This is a genomic window from Enterobacter sp. Taxon_8 (genome assembly GCF_058354585.1).
Window position 1 is genome coordinate 223,907 of record NZ_CM177989.1, and the last position, 25,775, is coordinate 249,681.

Annotated in this window: 21 protein-coding genes, 3 rRNA genes and 1 riboswitch; of the genes, 12 read left to right on the plus strand and 12 right to left on the minus strand. The window is 55.9% G+C overall.

The window, feature by feature from the left end; translation table 11 throughout:
- Positions 1-100: 100 nt before the first annotated feature.
- From thiH to rsd, 7 genes are all read right to left on the minus strand, one after another.
- Positions 101-1,228: a 2-iminoacetate synthase ThiH gene (thiH, locus tag AC4IBF_RS01035; protein WP_111966107.1), complete on the minus strand. Its 1,128-nt coding sequence runs from the start codon at positions 1,226-1,228 to the stop codon at positions 101-103.
- Positions 1,225-1,995, minus strand: a complete 771-nt coding sequence (gene thiG / locus AC4IBF_RS01040; RefSeq protein ID WP_111966108.1) for a thiazole synthase — start codon at positions 1,993-1,995, stop codon at positions 1,225-1,227. The genes thiH and thiG overlap by 4 nt, the downstream gene beginning before the upstream one ends.
- Position 1,996: 1 nt before the next feature.
- Positions 1,997-2,197: a sulfur carrier protein ThiS gene (thiS, locus tag AC4IBF_RS01045; RefSeq protein WP_032644502.1), complete on the minus strand. Its 201-nt coding sequence runs from the start codon at positions 2,195-2,197 to the stop codon at positions 1,997-1,999.
- Positions 2,181-2,936, minus strand: a complete 756-nt coding sequence (locus tag AC4IBF_RS01050) for a HesA/MoeB/ThiF family protein (protein WP_491463112.1) — start codon at positions 2,934-2,936, stop codon at positions 2,181-2,183. The genes thiS and AC4IBF_RS01050 overlap by 17 nt, the downstream gene beginning before the upstream one ends.
- Positions 2,923-3,564 (minus strand): thiamine phosphate synthase, encoded by a 642-nt coding sequence (gene thiE, locus AC4IBF_RS01055; RefSeq protein ID WP_491463113.1) that lies wholly within the window; start codon positions 3,562-3,564, stop codon positions 2,923-2,925. The genes AC4IBF_RS01050 and thiE overlap by 14 nt, the downstream gene beginning before the upstream one ends.
- Complete coding sequence (thiC, locus tag AC4IBF_RS01060) at positions 3,564-5,459, minus strand: phosphomethylpyrimidine synthase ThiC (RefSeq protein WP_133293557.1); 1,896 nt, start codon at positions 5,457-5,459, stop codon at positions 3,564-3,566. The genes thiE and thiC overlap by 1 nt, the downstream gene beginning before the upstream one ends.
- A gap of 79 nt (positions 5,460-5,538) precedes the next feature.
- Positions 5,539-5,647: riboswitch (TPP riboswitch) on the minus strand.
- A 54-nt stretch (positions 5,648-5,701) separates the two neighbouring features.
- The gene (gene rsd, locus AC4IBF_RS01065) at positions 5,702-6,199 is read right to left on the minus strand and encodes a sigma D regulator (protein WP_143344509.1); all 498 of its coding nucleotides are present in this window, start codon (positions 6,197-6,199) and stop codon (positions 5,702-5,704) included.
- Between the two features lie 95 nt (positions 6,200-6,294).
- Between rsd and nudC the strand changes: the two genes are divergently transcribed.
- The 6 genes from nudC (at position 6,295) to AC4IBF_RS01095 (ending at position 10,647) form a co-directional block, all read left to right on the plus strand.
- On the plus strand, positions 6,295-7,068 hold the full coding sequence (nudC, locus tag AC4IBF_RS01070) for an NAD(+) diphosphatase (RefSeq protein ID WP_143344510.1): 774 nt from the start codon (positions 6,295-6,297) through the stop codon (positions 7,066-7,068).
- 38 nt (positions 7,069-7,106) lie between these two features.
- The gene (gene hemE / locus AC4IBF_RS01075; protein WP_029742041.1) at positions 7,107-8,171 is read left to right on the plus strand and encodes a uroporphyrinogen decarboxylase; all 1,065 of its coding nucleotides are present in this window, start codon (positions 7,107-7,109) and stop codon (positions 8,169-8,171) included.
- A 9-nt stretch (positions 8,172-8,180) separates the two neighbouring features.
- Positions 8,181-8,852, plus strand: coding sequence for a deoxyribonuclease V (gene nfi, locus AC4IBF_RS01080; protein ID WP_025910411.1), 672 nt, complete (start codon positions 8,181-8,183; stop codon positions 8,850-8,852).
- A gap of 41 nt (positions 8,853-8,893) precedes the next feature.
- The gene (locus AC4IBF_RS01085; protein ID WP_008503468.1) at positions 8,894-9,484 is read left to right on the plus strand and encodes a YjaG family protein; all 591 of its coding nucleotides are present in this window, start codon (positions 8,894-8,896) and stop codon (positions 9,482-9,484) included.
- Positions 9,485-9,670: 186 nt separating this feature from the next.
- The gene (gene hupA, locus AC4IBF_RS01090) at positions 9,671-9,943 is read left to right on the plus strand and encodes a nucleoid-associated protein HU-alpha (RefSeq protein ID WP_002445246.1); all 273 of its coding nucleotides are present in this window, start codon (positions 9,671-9,673) and stop codon (positions 9,941-9,943) included.
- An 11-nt stretch (positions 9,944-9,954) separates the two neighbouring features.
- A complete protein-coding gene (locus tag AC4IBF_RS01095; RefSeq protein WP_115877041.1) occupies positions 9,955-10,647 on the plus strand; it encodes a DUF1481 domain-containing protein in 693 nt (230 codons plus the stop codon).
- 58 nt (positions 10,648-10,705) lie between these two features.
- On the opposite strand, the gene purD is transcribed toward AC4IBF_RS01095, so the two are convergent.
- Together purD and purH are read right to left on the minus strand one after the other, a co-directional pair.
- Complete coding sequence (purD, locus tag AC4IBF_RS01100) at positions 10,706-11,998, minus strand: phosphoribosylamine--glycine ligase (protein ID WP_252093700.1); 1,293 nt, start codon at positions 11,996-11,998, stop codon at positions 10,706-10,708.
- A gap of 15 nt (positions 11,999-12,013) precedes the next feature.
- A complete protein-coding gene (gene purH, locus AC4IBF_RS01105; protein WP_127729212.1) occupies positions 12,014-13,603 on the minus strand; it encodes a bifunctional phosphoribosylaminoimidazolecarboxamide formyltransferase/IMP cyclohydrolase in 1,590 nt (529 codons plus the stop codon).
- Between the two features lie 560 nt (positions 13,604-14,163).
- Between purH and AC4IBF_RS01110 the strand changes: the two genes are divergently transcribed.
- From AC4IBF_RS01110 to AC4IBF_RS01135, 6 genes are all read left to right on the plus strand, one after another.
- Positions 14,164-15,705: ribosomal RNA gene (locus tag AC4IBF_RS01110) — 16S ribosomal RNA — on the plus strand.
- 199 nt (positions 15,706-15,904) lie between these two features.
- Positions 15,905-18,810, plus strand: a 23S ribosomal RNA gene (locus tag AC4IBF_RS01115).
- 72 nt (positions 18,811-18,882) lie between these two features.
- Positions 18,883-18,998 (plus strand): 5S ribosomal RNA (gene rrf / locus AC4IBF_RS01120).
- The 16S, 23S and 5S rRNA genes sit together here, the layout of an rRNA operon.
- 125 nt (positions 18,999-19,123) lie before the next feature.
- Positions 19,124-20,152 (plus strand): UDP-N-acetylmuramate dehydrogenase, encoded by a 1,029-nt coding sequence (gene murB, locus AC4IBF_RS01125; protein ID WP_325848810.1) that lies wholly within the window; start codon positions 19,124-19,126, stop codon positions 20,150-20,152.
- Positions 20,149-21,111 carry a bifunctional biotin--[acetyl-CoA-carboxylase] ligase/biotin operon repressor BirA gene (birA, locus tag AC4IBF_RS01130; protein ID WP_127732572.1) on the plus strand — a complete coding sequence of 321 codons (963 nt, stop codon included), beginning with the start codon at positions 20,149-20,151 and terminating at the stop codon, positions 21,109-21,111. Before murB ends, birA begins: the two co-directional genes overlap by 4 nt.
- Positions 21,112-21,127: 16 nt before the next feature.
- The gene (locus AC4IBF_RS01135; RefSeq protein ID WP_248175431.1) at positions 21,128-22,120 is read left to right on the plus strand and encodes a family 8 glycosyl hydrolase; all 993 of its coding nucleotides are present in this window, start codon (positions 21,128-21,130) and stop codon (positions 22,118-22,120) included.
- A 54-nt stretch (positions 22,121-22,174) separates the two neighbouring features.
- Here the strand turns inward: AC4IBF_RS01135 and bcsG are convergent, their stop codons facing one another.
- From bcsG to bcsE, 3 genes are read right to left on the minus strand one after another with little or no spacing between them, the layout of a single operon-like run.
- Positions 22,175-23,854, minus strand: a complete 1,680-nt coding sequence (gene bcsG, locus AC4IBF_RS01140; RefSeq protein ID WP_252093640.1) for a cellulose biosynthesis protein BcsG — start codon at positions 23,852-23,854, stop codon at positions 22,175-22,177.
- Entirely contained in the window at positions 23,847-24,044 is a 198-nt protein-coding gene (bcsF, locus tag AC4IBF_RS01145) for a cellulose biosynthesis protein BcsF (protein ID WP_024908822.1), read from the minus strand. Before bcsF ends, bcsG begins: the two co-directional genes overlap by 8 nt.
- The gene (bcsE, locus tag AC4IBF_RS01150; protein WP_136195976.1) at positions 24,038-25,600 is read right to left on the minus strand and encodes a cellulose biosynthesis c-di-GMP-binding protein BcsE; all 1,563 of its coding nucleotides are present in this window, start codon (positions 25,598-25,600) and stop codon (positions 24,038-24,040) included. Before bcsE ends, bcsF begins: the two co-directional genes overlap by 7 nt.
- Between the last annotated feature and the right edge of the window lie 175 nt (positions 25,601-25,775).

Consider the following 25,775-nt stretch of genomic DNA (forward strand, 5'->3'; position numbering starts at 1 on the left):
CTTGTGACAATAAAAAACCGGACGATCGATGACAATCATCCGGTTTTGCCTTTTCGTAGCGTCTCGACAAATTTCTATGATGTTGCTGTGCGTTTCAACGTCATTGCGAGGCTCTTCCCAGCCAGCTGTCCCAGTCTTTCCAGACAGGCTGAAGGCCCTGCGCCGTCAGGGCTGCGGCGACCGCTTCCGGACGTCGCCCGTCATGCGGCACAAACTGCTCCAGCTCCGGACGATCGTCGGCGTAGCCGCCAGGCTGCGTTTTGGAAAACGCGCTGACGTTGTTAATCGCAAGCGGGATAACGCGATCGCGAAACGCCGGGGACTCACGCGTTGAGAGCGATAATTCAACTTCCGGGGCGAGCAGGCGAAACGCGCAGATCGTCTGCACCAGCTGGCGTTCATCCATTAGCGAAGCCGGTTCGATCCCTCCCGCACAGGGGCGCAGGCGCGGGAAGGAGATGGAATAACGGCTCTGCCAGTAGTGCTGCTGGAGCCACAGCAAATGTTCCGCCACCATATAACAATCCACCCGCCAGCTGTCGGAGAGCCCGATCAGCGCACCCAGACCGATTTTGTCGATACCCGCGCGGCCGAGCCTGTCCGGCGTTTCCAGCCGGAAAAAGAAATCCTGTTTCTTACCCTTCAGGTGGTGCCGGGCGTACGTCGCCTCATGATATGTTTCCTGGTAGACCATGACCCCGTCCAGCCCGAGGTTTTTGAGCTCTGCGTACTCCTCCTGCGACAGGGGCTGCACTTCCATCTGCAACGACGCAAACTGACGACGAATGGCGGGAAGGTGCTGACGGAAATAGTCCATTCCCACTTTTCCCTGATGTTCGCCCGTGACCAGCAGAAGATGTTCAAAGCCCATTTCACGAATGGCCGCACACTCCCGGGAAATCTCATCTTCATCGAGCGTTTTACGCTTGATGCGGTTGCTCATGGAAAAACCGCAGTAGGTGCAGTCATTGGCGCACAGGTTGGAGAGATAGAGCGGCACGTAGAAGCTCACCGTGTTGCCAAAACGCTGGCGGGTGAGTCGCTGTGCTCGCTGGGCCATCGGTTCGAGGTACGCGCTCGCCGCGGGGGAGAGCAGGGCCATCAGATCCTCGCGGGTCAGATGGCGGGCATGCAGCGCGCGCTCCACGTCAGCCGCCGTTTTGCTGTTGATGCGCAGGGCAATGTCGTCCCAGTTAAGCTGCCGCCAGCGCTCGGTAAACGTGCTCATGAGATCGCCTCCAGAAAACCGGTCAGCGGGCTGGTGGCCTGCGCCTGGAAACTGCGCGAGCCGGGGCCGGCTCCCCTTGCCAGCAGGCCAGCCTCTACGGCCATGCGGAATGCACGCGCCATCATGACCGGGTCGTCGGCAACCGCGATGGCCGTGTTGACCAGCACCGCGTCGGCGCCCATCTCCAGCGCTTGCGCGGCATGGCTGGGCACGCCAATGCCCGCATCAACGACCACCGGCACGGTGGCCTGCTCGATGATGATCTCCAGCATCGCGCGGGTTTCCAGCCCCTGGTTGGAGCCAATGGGGGCGCCCAGAGGCATGACGGCGGCGCAGCCGACCTCTTCCAGCCGTTTGCACAGGACAGGGTCAGCGCCGCAGTAGGGCAGAACGGTAAACCCTTGCTGCACCAGCTTTTCAGCCGCTTTCAGCGTTTCAATCGGGTCGGGCAGCAGCCAGCGGGCATCCGGATGGATTTCCAGCTTTAGCCAGCGGGTGCCGAGCGCCTCGCGGGCCAGCTGCGCGGCAAAAATCGCCTCTTCGGCGGTTTTCGCTCCGGAGGTGTTAGGCAGCAGCGTCACGCCTGCTTCCAGTAAAGGAGCCAGAATGGCATCGCTGTGGTGGCGCAGATCCACGCGCTTGAGCGCCAGCGTCACCAGCTGGCTGCCGCTTTCGCGAATGGCATCCACCATCAGCTGCGGCGAGGCGAATTTTCCGGTTCCGGTAAACAGATGCGAATCAAAAACCTTATCGGCAATACGTAACATCTCAGCCCCCTGCGATAACCTGAAACAGCAGGATCTGGTCGCCTTCATTGACCTGCTGATGTTCCCACTGCTCGCGCGGCAGGATCTGTTGATTGAGCGCCAGCGCCGTTCCCGGCTTGAGCTGACGCAGCTTGTCGAGCAGTGCGGCAACGGTAAGCCCGTCGTCGCATCTCATCGGCTCATCGTTAAACAGAATGCGCATCGCGGTCTCCACATACCGGGCAGCGGCTGGCGCGGCGTAACGCCAGCTGGCGCCAGCTGCTGGAGCGAGCATCAAACAGCCGCAGCGTATTGCGTTCCGTCTCCATGCCGCTGAGCAGCTTGATGGCCTCCAGTGCCTGCATGGTGCCCATCACCCCGACCACCGGGCCAAGAATGCCCGCCGTACGGCAGTTGCGCGTCGGCTCGGCATCGTCCGGCCACAGGCAGCGATAGCAACCCTGCGACCACGGCGGGGTCAGGACCATCATTTGCCCGCCGAACCCCACCGCGCTGGCGGTAATGAGCGGCGTATGATTTGCCACGCAGGCGGCGTTAATCGCCTGGCGCGTCGCCATGTTGTCCGTGCAGTCCAGTACCACGTCGGCAAGGGCGACTTCACGGCGCAGGCTTTCACCGCTAAGCCGCTCCTGTAAGGCAACCAGCTCGATATCCGGGTTGAGCTGCGCCAGGCGCTGCCGGGTGATTTGCGCTTTCGGCTGGTTGATATCCTCGGTGGTAAAGAGGATTTGTCGCTGCAGGTTGCTGAGGTGAACCTCGTCGTCGTCGGCCAGCACCAGCGTACCGATACCTGCGCCTGCCAGATAAAGCGCGGCGGGTGCGCCTAATCCGCCCAGACCGACAATCAGCACCCGGCTGGCGAGCAGCTTTTGCTGGCCGTCGATGGCGATATCCTCCAGCAGGATCTGACGGCTGTAGCGCATAAAGTCACGATCGTTCATCGCCTGCTCCTGCCAGCTGTAACAGCTGTTTGGTGGCGGACCGCCAGTCTGCGGCCTGGGTGATGGCACTGACGACGGCGATACTGCCGACGCCGGTCTCCAGCACCGCCGGGGCACGTTCAAGGCTGATTCCGCCGATGGCGACAGTGGGGTAATCGGCAAGGCGTTTAACGTGACTTGCCAGCTGCGTCAGACCCTGCGGAGCGGAGGGCATCTGCTTGGTTTGCGTCGGGAAGACGTGACCAAGCGCGATGTAAGAGGGACGGGCCGCCAGGGCCACGTCAATCTCCATGTCATCGTGCGTTGACACGCCCAGACGCAACCCGGCTTCACGGATTGCGCTCAGATCCGTTGTTTCCAAATCCTCCTGACCCAGATGCACGCCGTACGCCCGGTGCTTAACGGCCAGCCGCCAGTAGTCGTTGATAAACAGACGGGCGTTATACCGGCGCCCCAGCGCGATGGCGGCAACCACATCGGCTTCCACCTCGTCATCGCGTTTATCCTTGATGCGCAGCTGGATCGTTCGAACGCCTGTCTCCAGCAGGCGCTCTATCCACGCCACGCTGTCCACCACCAGATAGAGCCCTAAACGGTAGGGAACGGGTGGGAAATCGGGCTGGTACATTACGCCTCCTCTTTTTTGAGGTAGATTTCGCCGCCTTTGGCGCGGAAGGTTTCGGACATGTCCGCCATACCCACTTCAATGGTTTGCGTGGCGGCGTAGTCGCGCACCTCCTGGCTGATTTTCATCGAGCAGAACTTCGGCCCACACATGGAGCAGAAGTGCGCGACTTTGCCCGATTCCTGCGGCAGGGTTTCGTCGTGGTAGGCGCGGGCGGTGAACGGATCCAGCGCCAGGTTGAACTGGTCTTCCCAGCGGAATTCAAAGCGCGCCTTCGACATGGCGTTATCACGGATTTGCGCGCCCGGATGGCCTTTGGCCAGATCCGCCGCGTGGGCGGCAATCTTGTAGGTGATCAGCCCCTGCTTCACGTCCTCTTTGTTTGGCAGCCCGAGGTGCTCTTTCGGCGTCACGTAGCACAGCATGGCGCAGCCGAACCAGCCGATCATCGCCGCGCCAATGCCTGACGTGAAGTGGTCATAGCCCGGCGCGATGTCGGTGGTCAGTGGCCCCAGCGTGTAGAACGGCGCTTCGTGGCAGTGCTCCAGCTCCTCGGTCATGTTGCGGCGGATCATCTGCATCGGCACGTGTCCCGGGCCTTCAATCATCACCTGCACGTCATACTCCCAGGCGATTTTGGTCAGTTCGCCCAGCGTGTGCAGCTCGGCAAACTGCGCTTCGTCGTTGGCGTCACGGATGGAGCCCGGGCGCAGGCCGTCGCCCAGTGACAGAGAGACGTCATAGGCGGCGCAGATCTCGCAAATTTCGCGGAAGTGTTCATAGAGGAAGTTTTCCCGGTGATGGGAGAGGCACCACTTCGCCATGATGGAGCCGCCGCGCGAGACGATGCCGGTCAGACGCTTCGCGGTCATCGGCACGTAGCGCAGCAGCACGCCCGCGTGAATGGTGAAGTAGTCCACGCCCTGCTCGGCCTGCTCCAGCAGGGTGTCGCGGAACGCTTCCCAGGTGAGGTCTTCGGCAATGCCGTTGACCTTCTCCAGCGCCTGATAAATCGGGACGGTGCCAATCGGCACCGGGCTGTTACGCAGGATCCACTCGCGGGTTTCGTGAATATAGCGGCCGGTGGAGAGATCCATTACCGTGTCCGCGCCCCAGCGCGTGGACCAGACCAGCTTTTCCACCTCTTCTTCGATGGAGGAGGTGACGGCCGAGTTACCGATGTTCGCGTTGACCTTCACCAGGAAGTTGCGGCCGATAATCATCGGCTCGGACTCCGGGTGGTTGATGTTGGCGGGGATGATCGCGCGCCCGGCGGCCACTTCGTCACGCACAAACTCCGGCGTGATGTTCTCCGGCAGGCGAGCGCCAAAGCCTTCACCAGGATGCTGATAGCGCAGCACTTCGCTGCGGATACGCTCGCGACCCATGTTTTCACGGATGGCGATGAACTCCATCTCCGGCGTGACGATACCCTGGCGGGCGTAGTGCAGCTGGGTCACGCATTTACCTGCTTTAGCACGTTTTGGCGTCAGCAGGCCGGTAAAGCGCAGCTCGTCCAGACCGTCGTCGGCCAGGCGCTCTTTGGTGTACGCAGAGCTGAGCACGCTCAGCTCTTCGCAGTCGTTACGCGCGTCAATCCACGGCTGGCGCAGCTTTGCCAGCCCCTGCTGGACGTTGATGGCAACATCAGGATCGCCGTATGGGCCGGAGGTGTCATACACCGGCACGGCTTCGTTGTCTTCATACTGCGGATTCTCTTTGCTGCCGCCGATAAGCGTCGGGCTGAGGTGGATTTCGCGCATCGGAACGCGAATATCGTCCTGCGAGCCGGAAATGTAGATGCGTTTCGAGTTCGGGAAAGCAGTGCTTTCCAGGGTATCGATGAAGTGTTGGGCCTGTGCGCGCTGTTCGCGGCGGGTCAGTTTTGCAGTAGACATAGCTCATTCCAAAAGTGAAGGACATGGCTTGTCAGACGACGGATGAAGCAAGAGAGGATCGCCCGGGGGGCGATACAACAGCAGTGTGACTCTTGTTCCCTTCGCAGGTATTAGCCTGATCAGGTTCCGCGGATCCCGAATTAACGGTCTCAGCCCGGCTTTCGCTCTGGGCACTCCGACAAGAAAAATCCCCCTCGTGAGAGGGGCGAATGGTTGTAAATTACTCGTTAACGATTAAGAACTCAAGCAGGGCGCGCGACGTTCTCTTCGTTACTGATGTTCAAATCATTGTCCAGGGCGAGAGAGATCAGCTTGTCTTCCAGCGTGAATCGCTCCTCCAGCGCTTCGCCGAGGTCGGATAGCGCCTGCTGGAACTCAAGATAGTTATCGTGATCGATGGCGTTCTCAAGCGTGGAATCGTAGTAATCCATGATCTGCTGGGTATTGGCTTCCAGCAGCGGATAGAGCTTGCTGGCCGCTAAATACGGCGTTGTCCCTTCCATTTCGCGGATAATGCGTTCATAAATATTGAAATGGCCGTCGGACAGATAGTCGACCAGGCCCTGACAAAAATCATCCAGCGCTTTTTCGTTCAGTCGCATAAACGATTCTTTGCCAGGCTTAATGCCGACCAGATTGTAATAAGCCACGAGTAGATGCTTGCGCACATGCAGCCAGCGATCCACCAGTTTGTTACTTCCTCTAACGCGCTCAGTCAGGCTTTCTAGCTGGTTTAACATGGTCGACTCCGCAAAGTGTAGGATTGAATCTGCTCATCCAGAATGTAACCACAATGCTAACAACATGTCAGTGAAGCGAAGGTAGTGCAATAGATATGGATCGTATTATTGAAAAATCAGATCTGGGTTGGTGGATCGTCAGCCACGAACAAAAATTATGGTTGCCCGGTGGAGAACTGCCCTACGGTGCGGCGGAAACGTTCGATCTCGTGGGCCAGCCTGCGCTAGAGATCGGCGAGTGGCAGGGTGAGCCCGTGTGGTTGATCCAGCAAGCGCGTCGTCAGGATATGGGATCCGTTCGCCAGGTGTTGGATCTGGACGTAGGCCTGTTCCAGCTGGCGGGGCGGGGCGTGCAGCTGGCGGAGTTTTACCGCTCGCACAAATACTGCGGCTATTGCGGCCATACCATGCACCCGAGTAAAACCGAGTGGGCGATGCTCTGCAGCCACTGCCGCGAACGTTATTACCCACAAATTGCGCCGTGCATTATCGTCGCTATCCGTCGGGATGACTCTATTTTGCTTGCACAGCATACCCGCCATCGCAACGGCATTCATACCGTGCTGGCCGGGTTCGTCGAGGTGGGCGAAACGCTGGAGCAGGCAGTGGCGCGCGAGGTGATGGAAGAGAGCGGGATCAAAGTGAAGAACTTGCGCTACGTCACCTCCCAGCCGTGGCCGTTCCCGCAGTCGCTGATGACGGCCTTTATGGCCGACTATGACAGCGGCGAGATCGTTATCGATCAGAAAGAGCTGCTGGACGCGAACTGGTATCGCTACGACGATTTACCCCTGTTACCTCCGCCGGGCACCGTGGCGCGTCGGCTGATAGAAGATACCGTGGCGATGTGTCGGGCCGAGTATGAGTAGTGTTACACTGAGGCCATGACGCTTAAGGAACTGCAAAAATGACCGAACTGAAGAACGATCGTTATCTGCGTGCGCTGCTGCGCCAGCCCGTTGATGTCACCCCGGTGTGGATGATGCGCCAGGCGGGACGCTATCTGCCAGAGTACAAAGCCACGCGCGCGCAGGCGGGCGATTTTATGTCGCTTTGCAAAAACGCCGAGCTGGCCTGTGAAGTGACGCTCCAGCCGCTGCGCCGCTTCCCGCTGGATGCGGCGATCCTCTTCTCGGATATTCTGACCATTCCGGATGCGATGGGCCTTGGCCTGTACTTCGAAACCGGTGAAGGTCCGCGTTTCACCTCTCCGATCAAAAGCAAAGCCGACGTGGACAAGCTGCCGATCCCCGATCCGGAAGGCGAACTGGGCTACGTGATGAACGCCGTGCGCACCATTCGCCGCGAGCTGAAAGGTGAAGTGCCGCTGATTGGCTTCTCAGGCAGCCCGTGGACGCTGGCGACCTATATGGTGGAAGGGGGCAGCAGCAAAGCCTTCACCATGATTAAAAAGATGATGTACGCCGAGCCGCTGGCCCTGCATGCGCTGCTCGACAAGCTGGCGAAGAGCGTTACGCTCTATCTGAACGCGCAGATTAAGGCGGGCGCGCAGTCGGTGATGATTTTCGATACCTGGGGCGGCGTGCTGACCGGGCGCGATTATCAGCAGTTCTCCCTGTATTACATGCATAAAATCGTTGATGGCCTGCTGCGTGAAAACGAAGGTCGCCGCGTGCCGGTGACGCTGTTCACCAAAGGTGGCGGCCAGTGGCTGGAAGCGATGGCGGCAACCGGCTGCGACGCGCTGGGTCTCGACTGGACCACCGATATTGCCGATGCGCGTCGTCGCGTGGGCGACAAAGTAGCGCTGCAGGGCAATATGGACCCGTCCATGCTTTATGCGCCGCCAGCCCGCATTGAAGAAGAAGTGTCGACTATACTGTCTGGTTTCGGCCAGGGGGAAGGCCACGTCTTTAACCTCGGCCACGGCATTCATCAGGATGTGCCGCCAGAACACGCAGGCGTATTTGTGGAGGCGGTGCATCGGCTTTCTGCCCAGTATCACAAGTAAGGAGTCGTTATGGATCTCGCGTCGCTACGCGCTCAACAAATCGAACTGGCCTCATCGGTGATCCGCGAGGATCGTCTGGATAAGGACCCTCCGCAGTACATTGGCGGAGCAGACGTCGGATTCGAGCAGGGTGGGGACGTGACGCGAGCGGCGATGGTGGTACTGAAATACCCTTCGCTTGAGCTGGTGGAGTACAAGGTCGCGCGTATCGCGACCACCATGCCGTACATTCCGGGCTTTCTCTCCTTCCGCGAATATCCCGCGCTGCTGGCAGCGTGGGAGCAGCTTTCGCAAAAACCTGACCTGCTGTTTGTCGATGGGCACGGGATCTCACACCCGCGTCGTTTAGGCGTTGCCAGTCATTTTGGGCTGCTGGTGGATGTGCCGACCATTGGCGTCGCCAAGAAACGCCTGTGCGGCGCGTTTGAACCTCTTTCATCCGAGCCGGGTGCGCTGGCGCCGCTCATCCATAAAGGCGAGCAGCTGGCGTGGGTCTGGCGCAGCAAGGCACGCTGTAACCCGCTCTTTATCGCTACCGGGCACCGTGTGAGCATGGACAGCGCCCTCGCGTGGGTGCAGCGCTGCATGAAGGGCTACCGCTTGCCGGAGCCGACGCGCTGGGCAGACGCCGTGGCGTCTTCACGTCCGGCTTTTGTTCGTTGGCAGGAAATTCAGCGATGATTCAGGTAAACTGCGCCTAATTTTCGATTCGAGAGATCATCATGCTACAAAACCCAATTCACCTGCGCCTTGAAAAGCTGGAAAGCTGGCAGCACGTCACCTTTATGGCTTGCCTGTGCGAGCGCATGTATCCCAACTATGCCGCGTTCTGCAAGCAGACGGGTTTTGGTGATGGCCATATCTACCGCCGCATTCTGGATCTGATCTGGGAAACGCTGACGGTGAAAGACGCGAAGGTGAATTTCGACTCTCAGCTCGAAAAGCTGGAAGAGGCGATTCCGGTGGCGGATGATTTTGACCTGTACGGCGTCTACCCGGCAATTGATGCCTGCGTGGCGTTAAGCGAACTGCTGCACTCCCGACTGAGCGGTGAAACGCTGGAGCACGCTATTGAAGTCAGTAAGGCATCTATTACGACCGTCGCGATGCTGGAAATGACCCAGGAAGGTCGGGAAATGACCGACGAAGAGCTGCGTGCGAACCCGGCGGTTGAGCAAGAATGGGACATTCAGTGGGAAATTTTCCGCCTGTTAGCAGAGTGTGAAGAACGCGATATTGAGCTGATAAAAGGGCTGCGCGCTGACTTACGAGAGGCTGGCGAGAGCAATATTGGTATAATTTTTAACCAATGAGACAATAAATCTTGAGATAACGCCCGTTTTGTCGCTCCTCGACTCTTCCCTTTCGCCCCTTGTCTGGTCTACATTTGGGGGGCGAAAAAAAGTGGCTATCGGTGCGTGTATGCAGGAGAGTGCTTTTTTGGCATTTTCGTCGCACTCGATGCTTAGCAAGCGATAAACACATTGAAAGGATAACTTATGAACAAGACTCAACTGATTGATGTAATTGCGGACAAGGCTGATCTGTCTAAAGTGCAGGCTAAAGCTGCTCTGGAATCTACCCTGGCTGCTATTACTGAGTCTCTGAAAGAAGGTGATGCTGTACAACTGGTTGGTTTCGGTACCTTCAAAGTGAACCACCGCGCTGAGCGTACTGGCCGCAACCCGCAGACCGGTAAAGAAATCAAAATCGCCGCAGCTAACGTGCCGGCATTTGTTTCTGGTAAAGCACTGAAAGACGCTGTTAAGTAAGACGCGTGGCAGTGAACAGTTTTAGCGAAGGGGCGGTAACGCCCCTTTTGTCTTTCTGGCGTGGAACGCTCGCGCTGGCAGGCATGCTGCTGCTGTCAGCCTGTAGCCACGACACCTCCCTGCCGCCGTTTACCGCCAGCGGTTACGCGGACAACCAGGGCGCGGTTAGGGTCTGGCGCAAAGATTCCGGCGGCGAAGTTCATCTGCTTTCTGCCTTCAGCCCGTGGCATAACGGCAATACGTCGACTGCGGAATATCGCTGGCAGGGAGATGACCTGTCGCTGATTGAACTGAACGTCTACAGCAAAACCCCCGAACACGTGAAAGTGCGTTTTGACGACCATGGCGAGCTGAGCTTTATGCAGCGCGAAGTCAGCGGTCAAAAACAGCAGCTTTCCAGCGATCAAATTGCCCTCTACCGTTACCGTGCCGAACAAATCCGCCAGACCAGCGATGCGCTTCGTCTGGGGCGCGTTGTGCTGCGCCAGGGGCGCTGGCATGCCGATGGGTCGGTGACAACCTGTGAAGGACAGACGGTCAAGCCTGAGCTCGAATCCTGGGCAACCGAACACATTCAACGCCGTCAGCGTCATTCATCAATGGAAGTGAGTGTGGCGTGGCTTGAGGCGCCGGAAGGCTCTCAGCTGCTGCTGGTGGCGAACGAAGACTTCTGCACCTGGCAGCCGACTGAGAAGAGTTTCTGAGGTAAATCCCCTCTCCCTTGAGGGAGAGGGTCAGGGTGAGGGGGAACAGACGGTTCCGTTACTCCCCCTGCTCGCGCGCAATCGCGCGATAACCGATATCCTGACGGCTAAAGCTACCGTTCCAGTGAATATCTGCCATCAGCGCATAGGCGCGTTTCTGCGCTTCTGCCACGGTATGGCCCAGCGCGGTTGCACACAGCACGCGGCCGCCGTTGGTGAGGACGCGATCGTCGCCAGCCAGCTTCGTACCGGCGTGGAACACCTTCGCACCTTCAATCTCTTCCAGCGGCAGGCCGTGGATTTCATCACCGGTGCTGTAGTTGCCCGGATAACCACCCGCAGCAATCACCACGCCGAGAGACGCACGCTCGTCCCACTCGGAGGTTTTCTCGTCCAGCTTGCCATCGCAGGCTGCCAGGCACAGATCCACCAGATCGGATTTCATGCGCAGCATGATTGGCTGCGTTTCCGGATCGCCAAAACGGCAGTTGAATTCGATGACCTTAGGGTTACCCTGCTTGTCGATCATCAGACCTGCGTAAAGGAAACCGGTGTAGGTATTACCTTCTGCCGCCATTCCCTTCACGGTAGGCCAGATGATGCGATCCATGGTGCGCTGGTGAACTTCGTCAGTCACTACCGGAGCGGGGGAGTAAGCCCCCATTCCACCGGTATTCGGGCCGGTATCGCCATTGCCCACACGCTTGTGGTCCTGGCTGGTGGCCATCGGCAGAACGTGCTCACCGTCGACCATCACGATGAAGCTTGCTTCTTCACCGTCGAGGAACTCTTCGATCACGATGCGGTGGCCCGCATCACCGAAAGCATTGCCCGCCAGCATATCCTGAACTGCGGCTTCGGCTTCGTCGAGCGTCATCGCGACGATCACGCCTTTACCGGCGGCCAGACCGTCGGCCTTGATAACAATCGGCGCGCCTTTCTCACGTAAGTAGGCCAGAGCAGGCTCCACTTCAGTGAAATTCTGATATTCCGCCGTCGGGATGTTATGACGCGCGAGGAAATCTTTGGTGAAGGCTTTGGAGCCTTCCAGCTGCGCGGCGCCTTCCGTTGGGCCGAAAATTTTCAGGCCCGCTGCGCGGAACGCATCCACCACGCCAATCACCAGCGGCGCTTCCGGGCCGACGATGGTCAGGTCGATTTTCTCGCTCTGGGCAAAACTCAGCAGCGCCGGAATGTCGGTCACGCCGATAGCCACGTTCTGCAGCGCGGGTTCCAGTGCGGTACCGGCGTTGCCCGGTGCCACGAAGACCGTTTTCACCAGCGGAGACTGCGCCGCTTTCCACGCCAGCGCGTGCTCGCGTCCGCCGTTACCAATCACTAATACTTTCATTTTCAGCTCCGGGAATTAATGGCGGAAGTGGCGCATGTCGGTGAAGATCATCGCGATGCCGTGTTCGTCGGCAGCGGCAATCACTTCGTCGTCGCGGATTGAACCGCCTGGCTGGATCACGCAGGTGATGCCCACAGCGGCTGCGGCGTCGATACCGTCACGGAACGGGAAGAAGGCGTCAGAGGCCATGGCGGAGCCTTTGACTTCCAGACCTTCGTCACCTGCTTTAATACCCGCGATTTTCGCAGAGTAAACGCGGCTCATCTGGCCTGCGCCTATCCCGATAGTCATGTTCTCTTTCGCATAGACGATGGCGTTGGATTTTACGAACTTCGCCACTTTCCAGCAGAACAGCGCGTCACGCAGTTCCTGTTCGGTCGGCTGGCGTTTGGTCACCACGCGCAGGTCGGCTTTTGTCACCATGCCCAGATCGCGGTCCTGAACCAGCAGGCCGCCGTTTACGCGTTTGAAGTCCAGGCCCGGCACGCGTTCTGCCCACTGGCCGCAAATCAGTACGCGCACGTTCTGTTTTGCCGCGGTGATTTTCAGCGCTTCTTCGGAGGCCGATGGCGCGATAATCACTTCGACAAACTGGCGGGAGATAATGGCCTGTGCGGTTTCAGCATCCAGTTCGCGGTTGAAGGCGATAATGCCGCCGAACGCGGAGGTCGGGTCGGTTTTGTAGGCGCGATCGTAGGCATCCAGAATAGAGGTGCTTACCGCCACGCCGCATGGGTTGGCGTGCTTGACGATAACGCAGGCCGGCTCGCTGAACTCTTTCACGCATTCCAGCGCCGCGTCGGTGTCGGCAATGTTGTTATAGGAGAGCGCTTTGCCCTGAACCTGCTGAGCGGTCGCAACAGAGGCTTCTTTTACCTCTTCTTCTATATAGAAGGCAGCCTGCTGGTGGCTGTTCTCACCGTAACGCATATCTTGTTTCTTAATGAAGTTCAGATTCAGGGTACGCGGGAAGCGGCCAGAAGGATCTTTGCTTTCACCGTGGTAAGCCGGCACCAGGCTACCGAAGTAGTTGGCGATCATGCTGTCATACGCTGCGGTGTGCTCGAAAGCTTTAATGGCGAGGTCGAAACGGGTATCCAGAGTCAGCGACCCTTCGTTGGCATCCATCTCATTAATAATGGTCTCGTAATCGCTGCTCTTCACCACGATAGCCACATCTTTATGGTTCTTGGCTGCTGAGCGCACCATGGTTGGGCCGCCAATATCAATATTCTCTACGGCATCTTCCAGAGAGCAGCCTTCGCGGGCAACGGTCTGGGCAAACGGGTAGAGGTTAACGACAACCATATCGATCGGCGCGATGTCGTGCTGTTCCATAATGGCGTCGTCCTGGCCGCGACGGCCAAGAATACCGCCGTGGACTTTCGGATGCAGGGTTTTGACGCGTCCATCCATCATTTCCGGGAAACCGGTGTAATCGGACACTTCGGTTACCGGCAGACCTTTATCTGCTAACAGGCGAGCGGTACCGCCTGTAGAAAGCAGTTCTACACCGCGTGCAGAAAGTGCCTGAGCGAATTCGACGATACCGGCTTTATCAGAAACACTGAGCAGAGCGCGGCGGACTGGACGACGTTGTTGCATGGTAAATCCCCTGGATTTCACGATTACAGAGAGCGTTAGATGAATTTCCTGCGAAAAACTCATCTAACACACCTGACGAGGCATCCTTGTTAAGCGCGAGCATTTTAACGAAAACGTTTGCGCAACGCTCGCACATTTTCACTTTTTCGCATCACTGTGGATAACTTTGTGCATAAAAGGGTATAAGGCGGGGTTTTGCTGGGGAATGCAGCAGTCAGTCATTTTTTTGCAACTTTTCGGTTGCGGTCGTTCGCGAACTCCCTATAATGCGCCTCCATCGACACGGCGGATGTGAATCACTTCACAAACAGCCCGGTCGGTTGAAGAGAAAAAATCCTGAAATAACGGGTTGACTCTGAAAGAGGAAAGCGTAATATACGCCACCTCGCAACGGTGAGCGAAAGCCGCAGTTGCACTGCTCTTTAACAATTTATCAGACAATCTGTGTGGGCACTCAAAGTGACATGGATTCTTAATGTCTTCGGACAATAAATGAATACCAAGTCTCTGAGTGAACATGCGTAATTCATTACGAAGTTTAATTCACGAGCATCAAACTTAAATTGAAGAGTTTGATCATGGCTCAGATTGAACGCTGGCGGCAGGCCTAACACATGCAAGTCGAGCGGCAGCGGAAAGTAGCTTGCTACTTTGCCGGCGAGCGGCGGACGGGTGAGTAATGTCTGGGAAACTGCCTGATGGAGGGGGATAACTACTGGAAACGGTAGCTAATACCGCATAACGTCGCAAGACCAAAGAGGGGGACCTTCGGGCCTCTTGCCATCAGATGTGCCCAGATGGGATTAGCTAGTAGGTGGGGTAACGGCTCACCTAGGCGACGATCCCTAGCTGGTCTGAGAGGATGACCAGCCACACTGGAACTGAGACACGGTCCAGACTCCTACGGGAGGCAGCAGTGGGGAATATTGCACAATGGGCGCAAGCCTGATGCAGCCATGCCGCGTGTATGAAGAAGGCCTTCGGGTTGTAAAGTACTTTCAGCGGGGAGGAAGGCGTTGTGGTTAATAACCACAGCGATTGACGTTACCCGCAGAAGAAGCACCGGCTAACTCCGTGCCAGCAGCCGCGGTAATACGGAGGGTGCAAGCGTTAATCGGAATTACTGGGCGTAAAGCGCACGCAGGCGGTCTGTCAAGTCGGATGTGAAATCCCCGGGCTCAACCTGGGAACTGCATTCGAAACTGGCAGGCTAGAGTCTTGTAGAGGGGGGTAGAATTCCAGGTGTAGCGGTGAAATGCGTAGAGATCTGGAGGAATACCGGTGGCGAAGGCGGCCCCCTGGACAAAGACTGACGCTCAGGTGCGAAAGCGTGGGGAGCAAACAGGATTAGATACCCTGGTAGTCCACGCCGTAAACGATGTCGACTTGGAGGTTGTGCCCTTGAGGCGTGGCTTCCGGAGCTAACGCGTTAAGTCGACCGCCTGGGGAGTACGGCCGCAAGGTTAAAACTCAAATGAATTGACGGGGGCCCGCACAAGCGGTGGAGCATGTGGTTTAATTCGATGCAACGCGAAGAACCTTACCTACTCTTGACATCCAGAGAACTTAGCAGAGATGCTTTGGTGCCTTCGGGAACTCTGAGACAGGTGCTGCATGGCTGTCGTCAGCTCGTGTTGTGAAATGTTGGGTTAAGTCCCGCAACGAGCGCAACCCTTATCCTTTGTTGCCAGCGGTTAGGCCGGGAACTCAAAGGAGACTGCCAGTGATAAACTGGAGGAAGGTGGGGATGACGTCAAGTCATCATGGCCCTTACGAGTAGGGCTACACACGTGCTACAATGGCGCATACAAAGAGAAGCGACCTCGCGAGAGCAAGCGGACCTCATAAAGTGCGTCGTAGTCCGGATTGGAGTCTGCAACTCGACTCCATGAAGTCGGAATCGCTAGTAATCGTAGATCAGAATGCTACGGTGAATACGTTCCCGGGCCTTGTACACACCGCCCGTCACACCATGGGAGTGGGTTGCAAAAGAAGTAGGTAGCTTAACCTTCGGGAGGGCGCTTACCACTTTGTGATTCATGACTGGGGTGAAGTCGTAACAAGGTAACCGTAGGGGAACCTGCGGTTGGATCACCTCCTTACCTTAAAGAACCTGCCTTTGCAGTGCTCACACAGATTGTCTGATGAATGATGAACTTCTGAATGTACTTTTGAGTGCATTAAGAAGTTTTGCTCTTTAAAAATCTGGATCAAGCTGAAAATTGAAACGACACATCTTTAATGGTGTGTTCGAGTCTCTCAAATTTTCGCAATCAGAAGTGAAACATCTTCGGGTTGTGAGGTTAAGCGACTAAGCGTACACGGTGGATGCCCTGGCAGTCAGAGGCGATGAAGGACGTGCTAATCTGCGAAAAGCGCCGGCGAGGTGATATGAACCTTTGACCCGGCGATGTCCGAATGGGGAAACCCAGTGCAATTCGTTGCACTATCGTTAACTGAATACATAGGTTAACGAGGCGAACCGGGGGAACTGAAACATCTAAGTACCCCGAGGAAAAGAAATCAACCGAGATTCCCCCAGTAGCGGCGAGCGAACGGGGAGCAGCCCAGAGTCTGAATCAGCTTGTGTGTTAGTGGAAGCGTCTGGAAAGTCGCACGGTACAGGGTGACAGTCCCGTACACGAAAGCACACAGGCTGTGAACTCGAAGAGTAGGGCGGGACACGTGGTATCCTGTCTGAATATGGGGGGACCATCCTCCAAGGCTAAATACTCCTGACTGACCGATAGTGAACCAGTACCGTGAGGGAAAGGCGAAAAGAACCCCGGCGAGGGGAGTGAAAAAGAACCTGAAACCGTGTACGTACAAGCAGTGGGAGCACCTTCGTGGTGTGACTGCGTACCTTTTGTATAATGGGTCAGCGACTTATATTCTGTAGCAAGGTTAACCGTATAGGGGAGCCGAAGGGAAACCGAGTCTTAACTGGGCGTTAAGTTGCAGGGTATAGACCCGAAACCCGGTGATCTAGCCATGGGCAGGTTGAAGGTTGGGTAACACTAACTGGAGGACCGAACCGACTAATGTTGAAAAATTAGCGGATGACTTGTGGCTGGGGGTGAAAGGCCAATCAAACCGGGAGATAGCTGGTTCTCCCCGAAAGCTATTTAGGTAGCGCCTCGTGAACTCATCTTCGGGGGTAGAGCACTGTTTCGGCTAGGGGGCCATCCCGGCTTACCAACCCGATGCAAACTACGAATACCGAAGAATGTTATCACGGGAGACACACGGCGGGTGCTAACGTCCGTCGTGAAGAGGGAAACAACCCAGACCGCCAGCTAAGGTCCCAAAGTCATGGTTAAGTGGGAAACGATGTGGGAAGGCACAGACAGCCAGGATGTTGGCTTAGAAGCAGCCATCATTTAAAGAAAGCGTAATAGCTCACTGGTCGAGTCGGCCTGCGCGGAAGATGTAACGGGGCTAAACCATGCACCGAAGCTGCGGCAGCGACGCTTATGCGTTGTTGGGTAGGGGAGCGTTCTGTAAGCCGTTGAAGGTGTGCTGTGAGGCATGCTGGAGGTATCAGAAGTGCGAATGCTGACATAAGTAACGATAAAGCGGGTGAAAAGCCCGCTCGCCGGAAGACCAAGGGTTCCTGTCCAACGTTAATCGGGGCAGGGTGAGTCGACCCCTAAGGCGAGGCCGAAAGGCGTAGTCGATGGGAAACAGGTTAATATTCCTGTACTTGGTGTTACTGCGAAGGGGGGACGGAGAAGGCTATGTTAGCCGGGCGACGGTTGTCCCGGTTTAAGCATGTAGGCGGAACGACCAGGTAAATCCGGTCGTTTATTAACGCTGAGGTGTGATGACGAGGCACTACGGTGCTGAAGTAACAAATGCCCTGCTTCCAGGAAAAGCCTCTAAGCATCAGGTAACATCAAATCGTACCCCAAACCGACACAGGTGGTCAGGTAGAGAATACCAAGGCGCTTGAGAGAACTCGGGTGAAGGAACTAGGCAAAATGGTGCCGTAACTTCGGGAGAAGGCACGCTGATATGTAGGTGAAGCCCCTGCGGGTGGAGCTGAAATCAGTCGAAGATACCAGCTGGCTGCAACTGTTTATTAAAAACACAGCACTGTGCAAACACGAAAGTGGACGTATACGGTGTGACGCCTGCCCGGTGCCGGAAGGTTAATTGATGGGGTTAGCGGCAACGCGAAGCTCTTGATCGAAGCCCCGGTAAACGGCGGCCGTAACTATAACGGTCCTAAGGTAGCGAAATTCCTTGTCGGGTAAGTTCCGACCTGCACGAATGGCGTAATGATGGCCAGGCTGTCTCCACCCGAGACTCAGTGAAATTGAACTCGCTGTGAAGATGCAGTGTACCCGCGGCAAGACGGAAAGACCCCGTGAACCTTTACTATAGCTTGACACTGAACACTGGTCCTTGATGTGTAGGATAGGTGGGAGGCTTTGAAGCGTGGACGCCAGTCTGCGTGGAGCCGTCCTTGAAATACCACCCTTTAATGGCTGGTGTTCTAACGTAGACCCGTGATCCGGGTTGCGGACAGTGTCTGGTGGGTAGTTTGACTGGGGCGGTCTCCTCCCAAAGAGTAACGGAGGAGCACGAAGGTTAGCTAATCCTGGTCGGACATCAGGAGGTTAGTGCAATGGCATAAGCTAGCTTGACTGCGAGAGTGACGGCTCGAGCAGGTGCGAAAGCAGGTCATAGTGATCCGGTGGTTCTGAATGGAAGGGCCATCGCTCAACGGATAAAAGGTACTCCGGGGATAACAGGCTGATACCGCCCAAGAGTTCATATCGACGGCGGTGTTTGGCACCTCGATGTCGGCTCATCACATCCTGGGGCTGAAGTAGGTCCCAAGGGTATGGCTGTTCGCCATTTAAAGTGGTACGCGAGCTGGGTTTAGAACGTCGTGAGACAGTTCGGTCCCTATCTGCCGTGGGCGCTGGAGAATTGAGGGGGGCTGCTCCTAGTACGAGAGGACCGGAGTGGACGCATCACTGGTGTTCGGGTTGTCATGCCAATGGCACTGCCCGGTAGCTAAATGCGGAAAAGATAAGTGCTGAAAGCATCTAAGCACGAAACTTGCCCCGAGATGAGTTCTCCCTGACCCTTTAAGGGTCCTGAAGGAACGTTGAAGACGACGACGTTGATAGGTCGGGTGTGTAAGCGCAGCGATGCGTTGAGCTAACCGATACTAATGAACCGTGAGGCTTAACCTTACAACGCCGAAGATGTTTTGGCGAAGAGACAGAACAATCAATTTCAGCCTGATACAGATTTAACAGAATTTGCCTGGCGGCTTTAGCGCGGTGGTCCCACCTGACCCCATGCCGAACTCAGAAGTGAAACGCCGTAGCGCCGATGGTAGTGTGGGGTCTCCCCATGTGAGAGTAGGGAACTGCCAGGCATCAAACAAGTGAAGAGGCCATCCGAAAGGATGGCCTTTTTGCGTTTCTGCGCTACACAAAACTAATCCCCCAATACCTTGCTTATACGGTAAACTACCTGCGTTTTTGCATCAGGATAGCGTCTATGAACCACTCCCTTAAGCCCTGGAATACCTTTGGCATTCAACGGAATGCTAAAAACATTGTACGTGCCGATACCGCACAGCAGTTGCTGAATGCATGGCAAAGCGCAACAGAAAATAACGAACCCGTACTGATTCTGGGCGAAGGAAGTAATGTCCTGTTTCTCGACGATTTTGCGGGAACGGTGATCGTTAACCGCATCATGGGAATTGATGTTGCAGAGAGTGCCGATAGCTGGCACCTGCACGTGGGGGCCGGAGAAAACTGGCATCAGCTGGTGCAATTTACCCTCGAAAAAGGGATGCCGGGCCTGGAAAACCTTGCGCTTATTCCAGGCTGCGCCGGATCGTCACCTATTCAAAACATTGGCGCCTACGGCATCGAACTGAAACATGTCTGTGAGTATGTCGACTGCATCGAACTGGCGACCGGAACGGCTAAGCGTTTAACGGCAGAACAGTGCCGATTTGGCTATCGTGACAGTATCTTCAAACATGAATATCAGGATCGCTACGTGATTGTCGCCGTGGGGCTGCGTCTGTCGAAGAACTGGCAGCCCGTATTGACCTACGGAGATTTAACGCGTCTCGATCCGGTTACCGTTACCGCCCGCGACGTTTTTGACTCAGTTTGCCATATGCGGATGACCAAGCTTCCCGATCCTAAAGTTAACGGAAACGCTGGCAGTTTCTTCAAAAACCCGGTTATCAGCAGCGAAAATGCAAAAATTCTTCTTGAAGGATGGCCAACTGCGCCACATTACCCTCAGGCGGATGGCAGCGTGAAGCTGGCCGCGGGGTGGCTTATCGATCAATGCCAGCTAAAAGGTACTTCAGTAGGCGGTGCCGCCGTTCACCAACATCAGGCTCTGGTGCTGATTAACCAACGCGATGCGACCAGCGATGATGTTGTACAGCTGGCTCATTATGTTCGTCAGCGTGTGGGCGAAAAATTCAACGTCTGGCTGGAGCCAGAAGTTCGCTTCATTGGCCGCACAGGTGAAGTCAATGCCGTGGAGACTATCGCGTGAAGGACAATACTATCCCCTTAACCCTGATTAGCATCCTTGCTGACGGTGAGTTTCATTCTGGCGAGCAGCTGGGTGAACAGCTTGGCATGAGCCGTGCTGCTATCAATAAACATATCCAGACGCTTCGCGACTGGGGTGTTGATGTGTTCACGGTTCCCGGAAAAGGTTACAGCCTGCCGGAGCCGATTCAATTGCTGAATGAAGAAGCGATTCGCAGCCAGATTGGACACGGCAATGTGGCGGTGCTACCCGTGATTGATTCGACGAACCAGTATCTTCTGGATCGTCTGCCTGAGCTGAAATCCGGCGATGCCTGTGTTGCTGAGTATCAGCAGGCCGGTCGCGGTCGTCGTGGCCGCAAGTGGTTTTCCCCCTTTGGTGCCAATCTCTATCTGTCCATGTACTGGCGACTCGATCAGGGCCCGGCCGCTGCCATTGGCTTGAGTCTGGTTATCGGCATCGTCATGGCGGAAGTGCTGCACGATCTGGGTGCGGATAAAGTACGTGTTAAATGGCCTAATGACCTGTACCTCAACGATCGTAAACTTGCCGGCATTCTGGTCGAACTGACGGGGAAAACGGGCGACGCGGCGCAAATCGTCATTGGCGCAGGCCTCAATATGGTGATGCGCAATGTACAAAGTGATGTGGTGAATCAGGCCTGGACTAACCTCCAGGAGGCGGGGATTGTCATCGATCGTAATACCCTTGCCGTGCGTATGATTAAAGAGTTGCGTAGCTCACTCACGCTTTTTGAGCAGGAAGGGCTGGCACCGTTCCTGTCTCGTTGGGAAAAGTTGGATAACTTCATCAACCGCCCGGTGAAATTGCTGATTGGTGATAAAGAGATCTACGGAACTTCCCGCGGTATTGACGCACAGGGCGCGCTGCTCCTGGAACAGGATGGCGCGATTAAACCCTGGGTGGGCGGTGAGATTTCCCTGCGAAGTGCCGAATAACCGGATCGAGTTAATTATGCGAAAACCCGTCTGCGCGACGCTGGCCGTCATGATGAGTGTGCTGTTCTCGCCTCTCTCCCTGGCGGATCAGGCCTGGGAGAGTTACAAGGCCCGCTTTTTCAAACCGGAAGGCCGCATTGTCGATACCGGCAATGGTGGCGTGTCGCATACGGAAGGTCAGGGCTTTGCCATGCTGATGGCAGTTGCCAACGACGATAAAGCCACGTTCGATAAGCTCTGGCAATGGACGGAAAGCCAGCTGAAGAACAAAGAGAATGGTCTCTTTTACTGGCGGTATAACCCCGCAGAGTCCAACCCGGTCGCGGACAAAAACAACGCCGCCGATGGTGACGTGCTGATTGCCTGGGCGCTGCTTAAAGCCGACGCCCGCTGGCATGACAAACGCTACAGCGCCGCATCGGATGCCATTACAAAAGCGCTGGTTGCCCATAGCGTGATCCGCTATGCGGGTTACCGCGTGATGCTGCCCGGCGTCCAGGGATTTAAGCTTGACGGTGAAGTGGTCCTCAATCCTTCCTATTTTGTATTTCCGGCCTGGCAGGCCTTCGCCGGACGCAGTCATTTGCCGGTCTGGCGTGATTTGATTAAGGATGGTAAACGCCTGCTGGGGAAAATGGGCTCGGGTAAAGCGAATCTGCCCACTGACTGGGTTTCACTGGCATCAGGTGGCAAGCTGACCCCTGCTAAAGGCTGGCCACCGCGAATGAGCTATGACGCGATTCGTATTCCGCTGTATCTTGCCTGGTCTGATAAGCAAAGTCCGCTGCTGACGCCGTGGAAGGCCTGGTTCGGTCAGTTCCCCCGGGAACAAACGCCCGCCTGGGTTAACGTCACGACCAACGAATATGCGCCCTATATGATGGAAGGCGGCCTGTTGGCTGTACGCGATTTAACGATGGGGCAGTCTTCCGGCGAACCCGAATTCACCGCTAAAGACGACTACTATTCGGCTAGTCTGAAAATGCTGGTGTGGATTTCAGCGCAATAATAACGCACTGACTATCCCCTCTCCCCAACGGGGAGAGGGTGAGGCGTAAATCAGTTACTGCGGATACGGTACCCAATCTCCGCCGTTCAGGCGAACGTACGGTTTGTTCTGATACTGAATGACAACCGCGTTAGCGTTCTCTGAGACTTCTGCCGTTTGCGGCAGGTTGCTGGTGAGCTGCTCCCAGTTCACGCTATCTTCCACAAACAGCTTCCCGTCAACGGCGCGGGCAACCAGTTCTGAAATCGCCAGATAGCTGGAGGGCTGGGTGATTTCAATCGGTGCGCCCTGATGGGGTGCTTTCATACCAAAGAACTTAATGCCAGCAGGCACGTTGGTAATCGACGGGCTTGGGATATCACGCAGACCTGACACCTGCATTCTGTCGCCTTTCAGCGCGCCGCCGTGCTCAGGTACCACTACCACCATCACTTTACGGCCTGACTTTTCCAGTTCCGTGAAGAACGCATCCAGCTCGTCAAAGAACTTCTGCGCACGCACTTTATAATCAGCCGTTTTGCTCACGCCCGGGAAATGGTTACCGTCGTGGAGCGGCAGGGTGTTAAAGAACGTCGCGCTGCGTGGATTACTGTCTTTTCCGATGGTCTGCAGCCAGCGCTGCAGGACGGCGGTATCGTCATAGACGGGCGAGCCGTCGAAGCCCAGAAGAGAGACAGGAAGGCCGGTTTGATCCATCAGCGGTGCCTGCATGCCACCCTGTTCGCGTACTTCTTTCAGGAAGTTACCGAACTGGCCGTTATGCCCCAGCATCAGATGCTGCGTAAAGCCCAGCTTTGCGAGGTTATCGAACAGATAACACTGGTTGCCGGCGGGTTGATACAGGTTTTTATGAGATGTCTGACCGCAGCTAGCACGCAGCAGGCGGATCGCCGCCGGGCCGCTGTACGAGGTGGCAGAGTTGAAATCTTTAAACTGAATATCGAAGTGTGACCACAGCGGATGAGACATCAAACCGGCGGCGTCCACGTCGGCCCAGGAGAGAGAGCAGATATTGATCACCAGCAGTTCAAACGGCTGAGCATCCGCCGGCAGCGCATCCGGGAATTTAGTCTGTCGCTTGTCTTCCGCGGTATAGAAACTGGAGAGCCAGGCGTTCAGGTTGGTTGAGGTCGGCGGTGCGGTCTGGGTTGGGATATCGCCCACTACAGGCGTATCGCCTGCCGTTGTGACGGTTGCCGCCGCGCTTCCCCCTGTGGTAGTCACCGTGGTGGTCGGTTGACCGGCAGGCCACAGCGAAAAGTTCGGCCCAGCCAGCGTCAGCACGTTAAGCCAGATCATAATCGCGACGACAAACACCGTGACGCGGATCCACTGTGACAGGAACAGCCAGGCAACCAGCAGCACAAATACCGCACCAATCATCTGCCAGTTAATAAAGCGCTCGGTCAGATCGAGGATATAGCTGGCGCTAAAGCCCGCCACCTGCGAACCCTGGCTCATAATGCTATCCGGCCCCGGTAGCCAGGTATCATGCCAGAACAGCGCAAAGCCTACAGGAACGGCGACCCAGTGACGTAATCGATGCAGCCTGATATTCGGCAGCGGCATCAGCAGGAAGGCCATAAACACCAGGTTGAGAAGGGGATGGAAATTCAGATAGCCTGCCCACAGCAGACCAAACTTCACCAGAAAGTAGAAGTTCCAGCCGGAAAGGCCGCGCCAGTATTGCCAGAGCGGCGAGGGTGACGAAGCGGTATAGGTAGAATTAGTCATGTTTTCGGTCTGCCTTGACGTGTGATGCCCGTGTCAGTGTTCCGGCTGGTTTTACATAGCGAGGTTTAATAAACAGCACTCTGGCCGTATCACGGATACGGCGTATGGAATGGCGCGCATAGTAGCCAAGCGGGAAAAAGATCAGCGCACAGAATATAACCAGTTGTATGATATCGCTGATGTTCATGATGATGCGTTCTCCGCGTTGTCTGTTAATAAGCGAAGGGGTTCCGGAACCCGACGCCAGACGTGTCCATCATGTCTGGCATTGAGGATCGGTTTGGCATCGCTCTTGATTGCGAGCGGTTTGGCCCATTGTTCAGGCTGGAGCGCACGCATCTGCACCAGCTCCGCGCTAATCGTATTATCTTCGAACCAAATCATACGGTTCGAGAAAATATCCCCTGTAGGCAGGGGGAAGATGTGGTTGAGCGCCGTATCGAGATCGTTTACCCGGCAGAAGGACAAAAACAGCACCAGGCGATTATCGCCAATGGTCATGATGTCCCCTGTACGGTTCGGGCGACAGAGGGTGAGAGCCTGTTCAACGCGAATACCCGGTACAGGACGCAGGGCAACCATGACCCCTTTTCCGTCTGCAGGAAGAAGCGTGTTGTTCATCATGTTGCCCACGGCGTCGCAGAAGGTATCCCATTTTTGGTACCCACGCAGCTTCATCGGCTGCGTCATGGAGAGCAGCGTGGAAATATCTTCCGGTACGTGGCGGCTAAACTGCTGGCCCTGAACGCTTTCGATAAGCGTCAGGCAGCGTGACAGCGGCGCATTCCATGGAATAACCATATTGGCGCCGCAGCCCAGAAGCAGGCGCTCATCGGTGGCGCGCAGGCTGGTATTATTTTCGCGCACGATGATTTTTAACGCGCTTCCGCGCTGGCGGCGTAGGGTGTGGATTTGCCGTGCCAGCGTCTCAATCTGGTTATTCTGCATCAGCGAGAAAATAAGGGTCGCCGCCTGGGTTGTGCGGGCTTCATGGAAAAGGGCTTCGTTAGACTCAAAAAGTGTCCAGTTTTCCGACAGGGCGGGTGCCCCCTCTAAAACCGCGATATGGCTCAGAATGCGTTTTTCATCACTGCGCGGTTGGACCACGGTTTCTTCCTGCTGTGCAAGGTGCCACTCGCCCTCAATATGTTTCAGGGTAAGTTGTTGCCTGGCACTCACGCCCTTTTCATTACACCAGAATGCAATATCGTAGAGATAGCTACCCACCTGATCGCGAACGCTTGCCAGACCGAACAGGGAGCGATATTCGCCCATTAAAAGTGAGAACAGCTTGTCATTATTACTGCCAGGATTGACTATCAATAGCGTGCAATTTTGAAATTTTGCCCATTTATTGATTTTTTCAAGCCACGGCAACAGTTTTTCAGCAGGGATATTTTGCAGGACGTTATTTGCACATTTAAGAATCACCAAATGGTGATCCGGATCAATAGAGCACTGAACGTCGCGGGACAAAAAGTATAGACTATCGGCTTCCGATGTCATGGAAAATAATCGCACCGTCTGAGGCCCGCGATTGTTTTCCAGCGTGATAATTTTCTTCGGGTCTTCGCCCATGCTAATGACGGCCACGCGGGAATCCTTATCCTGGGCAGCAATTGTCTGGTTAACCAGGCTGATAGCATCTTCATTTCGGTCCGTATTAATCCACCAGACTCCTCCGACTGGCATGTGGCTCAATTCGTCCCATAATGACTGGATGCCAATAGAAAATATGGAGTCCACGGTGTCCCTCTTTTCGTCTAATTTATCTGTATCTCAGTTTACTAGCGAAAGCGTAGAAATAAACCTAACATTGAAATTAAAGAACATCAGATTTAGCATGTAAATGAAATTTGTCAGGGCAGGAAGCCCCGCAACTTCATTAGCGTGCGATTTTCCTTAAAGGGATGGAAAAAGA

Excerpts from the sequence above, each read along its gene's own strand:
- thiH (WP_111966107.1), bottom strand. The coding sequence starts at position 1,228 with ATGAGCACGTTTACCGAGCGCTGGCGGCAGCTTAACTGGGACGACATT.
- thiG (WP_111966108.1), bottom strand. The coding sequence starts at position 1,995 with ATGTTACGTATTGCCGATAAGGTTTTTGATTCGCATCTGTTTACCGGA.
- thiS (WP_032644502.1), bottom strand. The coding sequence starts at position 2,197 with ATGCGCATTCTGTTTAACGATGAGCCGATGAGATGCGACGACGGGCTT.
- AC4IBF_RS01050 (WP_491463112.1), bottom strand. The coding sequence starts at position 2,936 with ATGAACGATCGTGACTTTATGCGCTACAGCCGTCAGATCCTGCTGGAG.
- thiE (WP_491463113.1), bottom strand. The coding sequence starts at position 3,564 with ATGTACCAGCCCGATTTCCCACCCGTTCCCTACCGTTTAGGGCTCTAT.
- thiC (WP_133293557.1), bottom strand. The coding sequence starts at position 5,459 with ATGTCTACTGCAAAACTGACCCGCCGCGAACAGCGCGCACAGGCCCAA.
- rsd (WP_143344509.1), bottom strand. The coding sequence starts at position 6,199 with ATGTTAAACCAGCTAGAAAGCCTGACTGAGCGCGTTAGAGGAAGTAAC.
- nudC (WP_143344510.1), top strand. The coding sequence starts at position 6,295 with ATGGATCGTATTATTGAAAAATCAGATCTGGGTTGGTGGATCGTCAGC.
- hemE (WP_029742041.1), top strand. The coding sequence starts at position 7,107 with ATGACCGAACTGAAGAACGATCGTTATCTGCGTGCGCTGCTGCGCCAG.
- nfi (WP_025910411.1), top strand. The coding sequence starts at position 8,181 with ATGGATCTCGCGTCGCTACGCGCTCAACAAATCGAACTGGCCTCATCG.
- AC4IBF_RS01085 (WP_008503468.1), top strand. The coding sequence starts at position 8,894 with ATGCTACAAAACCCAATTCACCTGCGCCTTGAAAAGCTGGAAAGCTGG.
- hupA (WP_002445246.1), top strand. The coding sequence starts at position 9,671 with ATGAACAAGACTCAACTGATTGATGTAATTGCGGACAAGGCTGATCTG.
- purD (WP_252093700.1), bottom strand. The coding sequence starts at position 11,998 with ATGAAAGTATTAGTGATTGGTAACGGCGGACGCGAGCACGCGCTGGCG.
- purH (WP_127729212.1), bottom strand. The coding sequence starts at position 13,603 with ATGCAACAACGTCGTCCAGTCCGCCGCGCTCTGCTCAGTGTTTCTGAT.
- murB (WP_325848810.1), top strand. The coding sequence starts at position 19,124 with ATGAACCACTCCCTTAAGCCCTGGAATACCTTTGGCATTCAACGGAAT.
- AC4IBF_RS01135 (WP_248175431.1), top strand. The coding sequence starts at position 21,128 with ATGCGAAAACCCGTCTGCGCGACGCTGGCCGTCATGATGAGTGTGCTG.
- bcsG (WP_252093640.1), bottom strand. The coding sequence starts at position 23,854 with ATGACTAATTCTACCTATACCGCTTCGTCACCCTCGCCGCTCTGGCAA.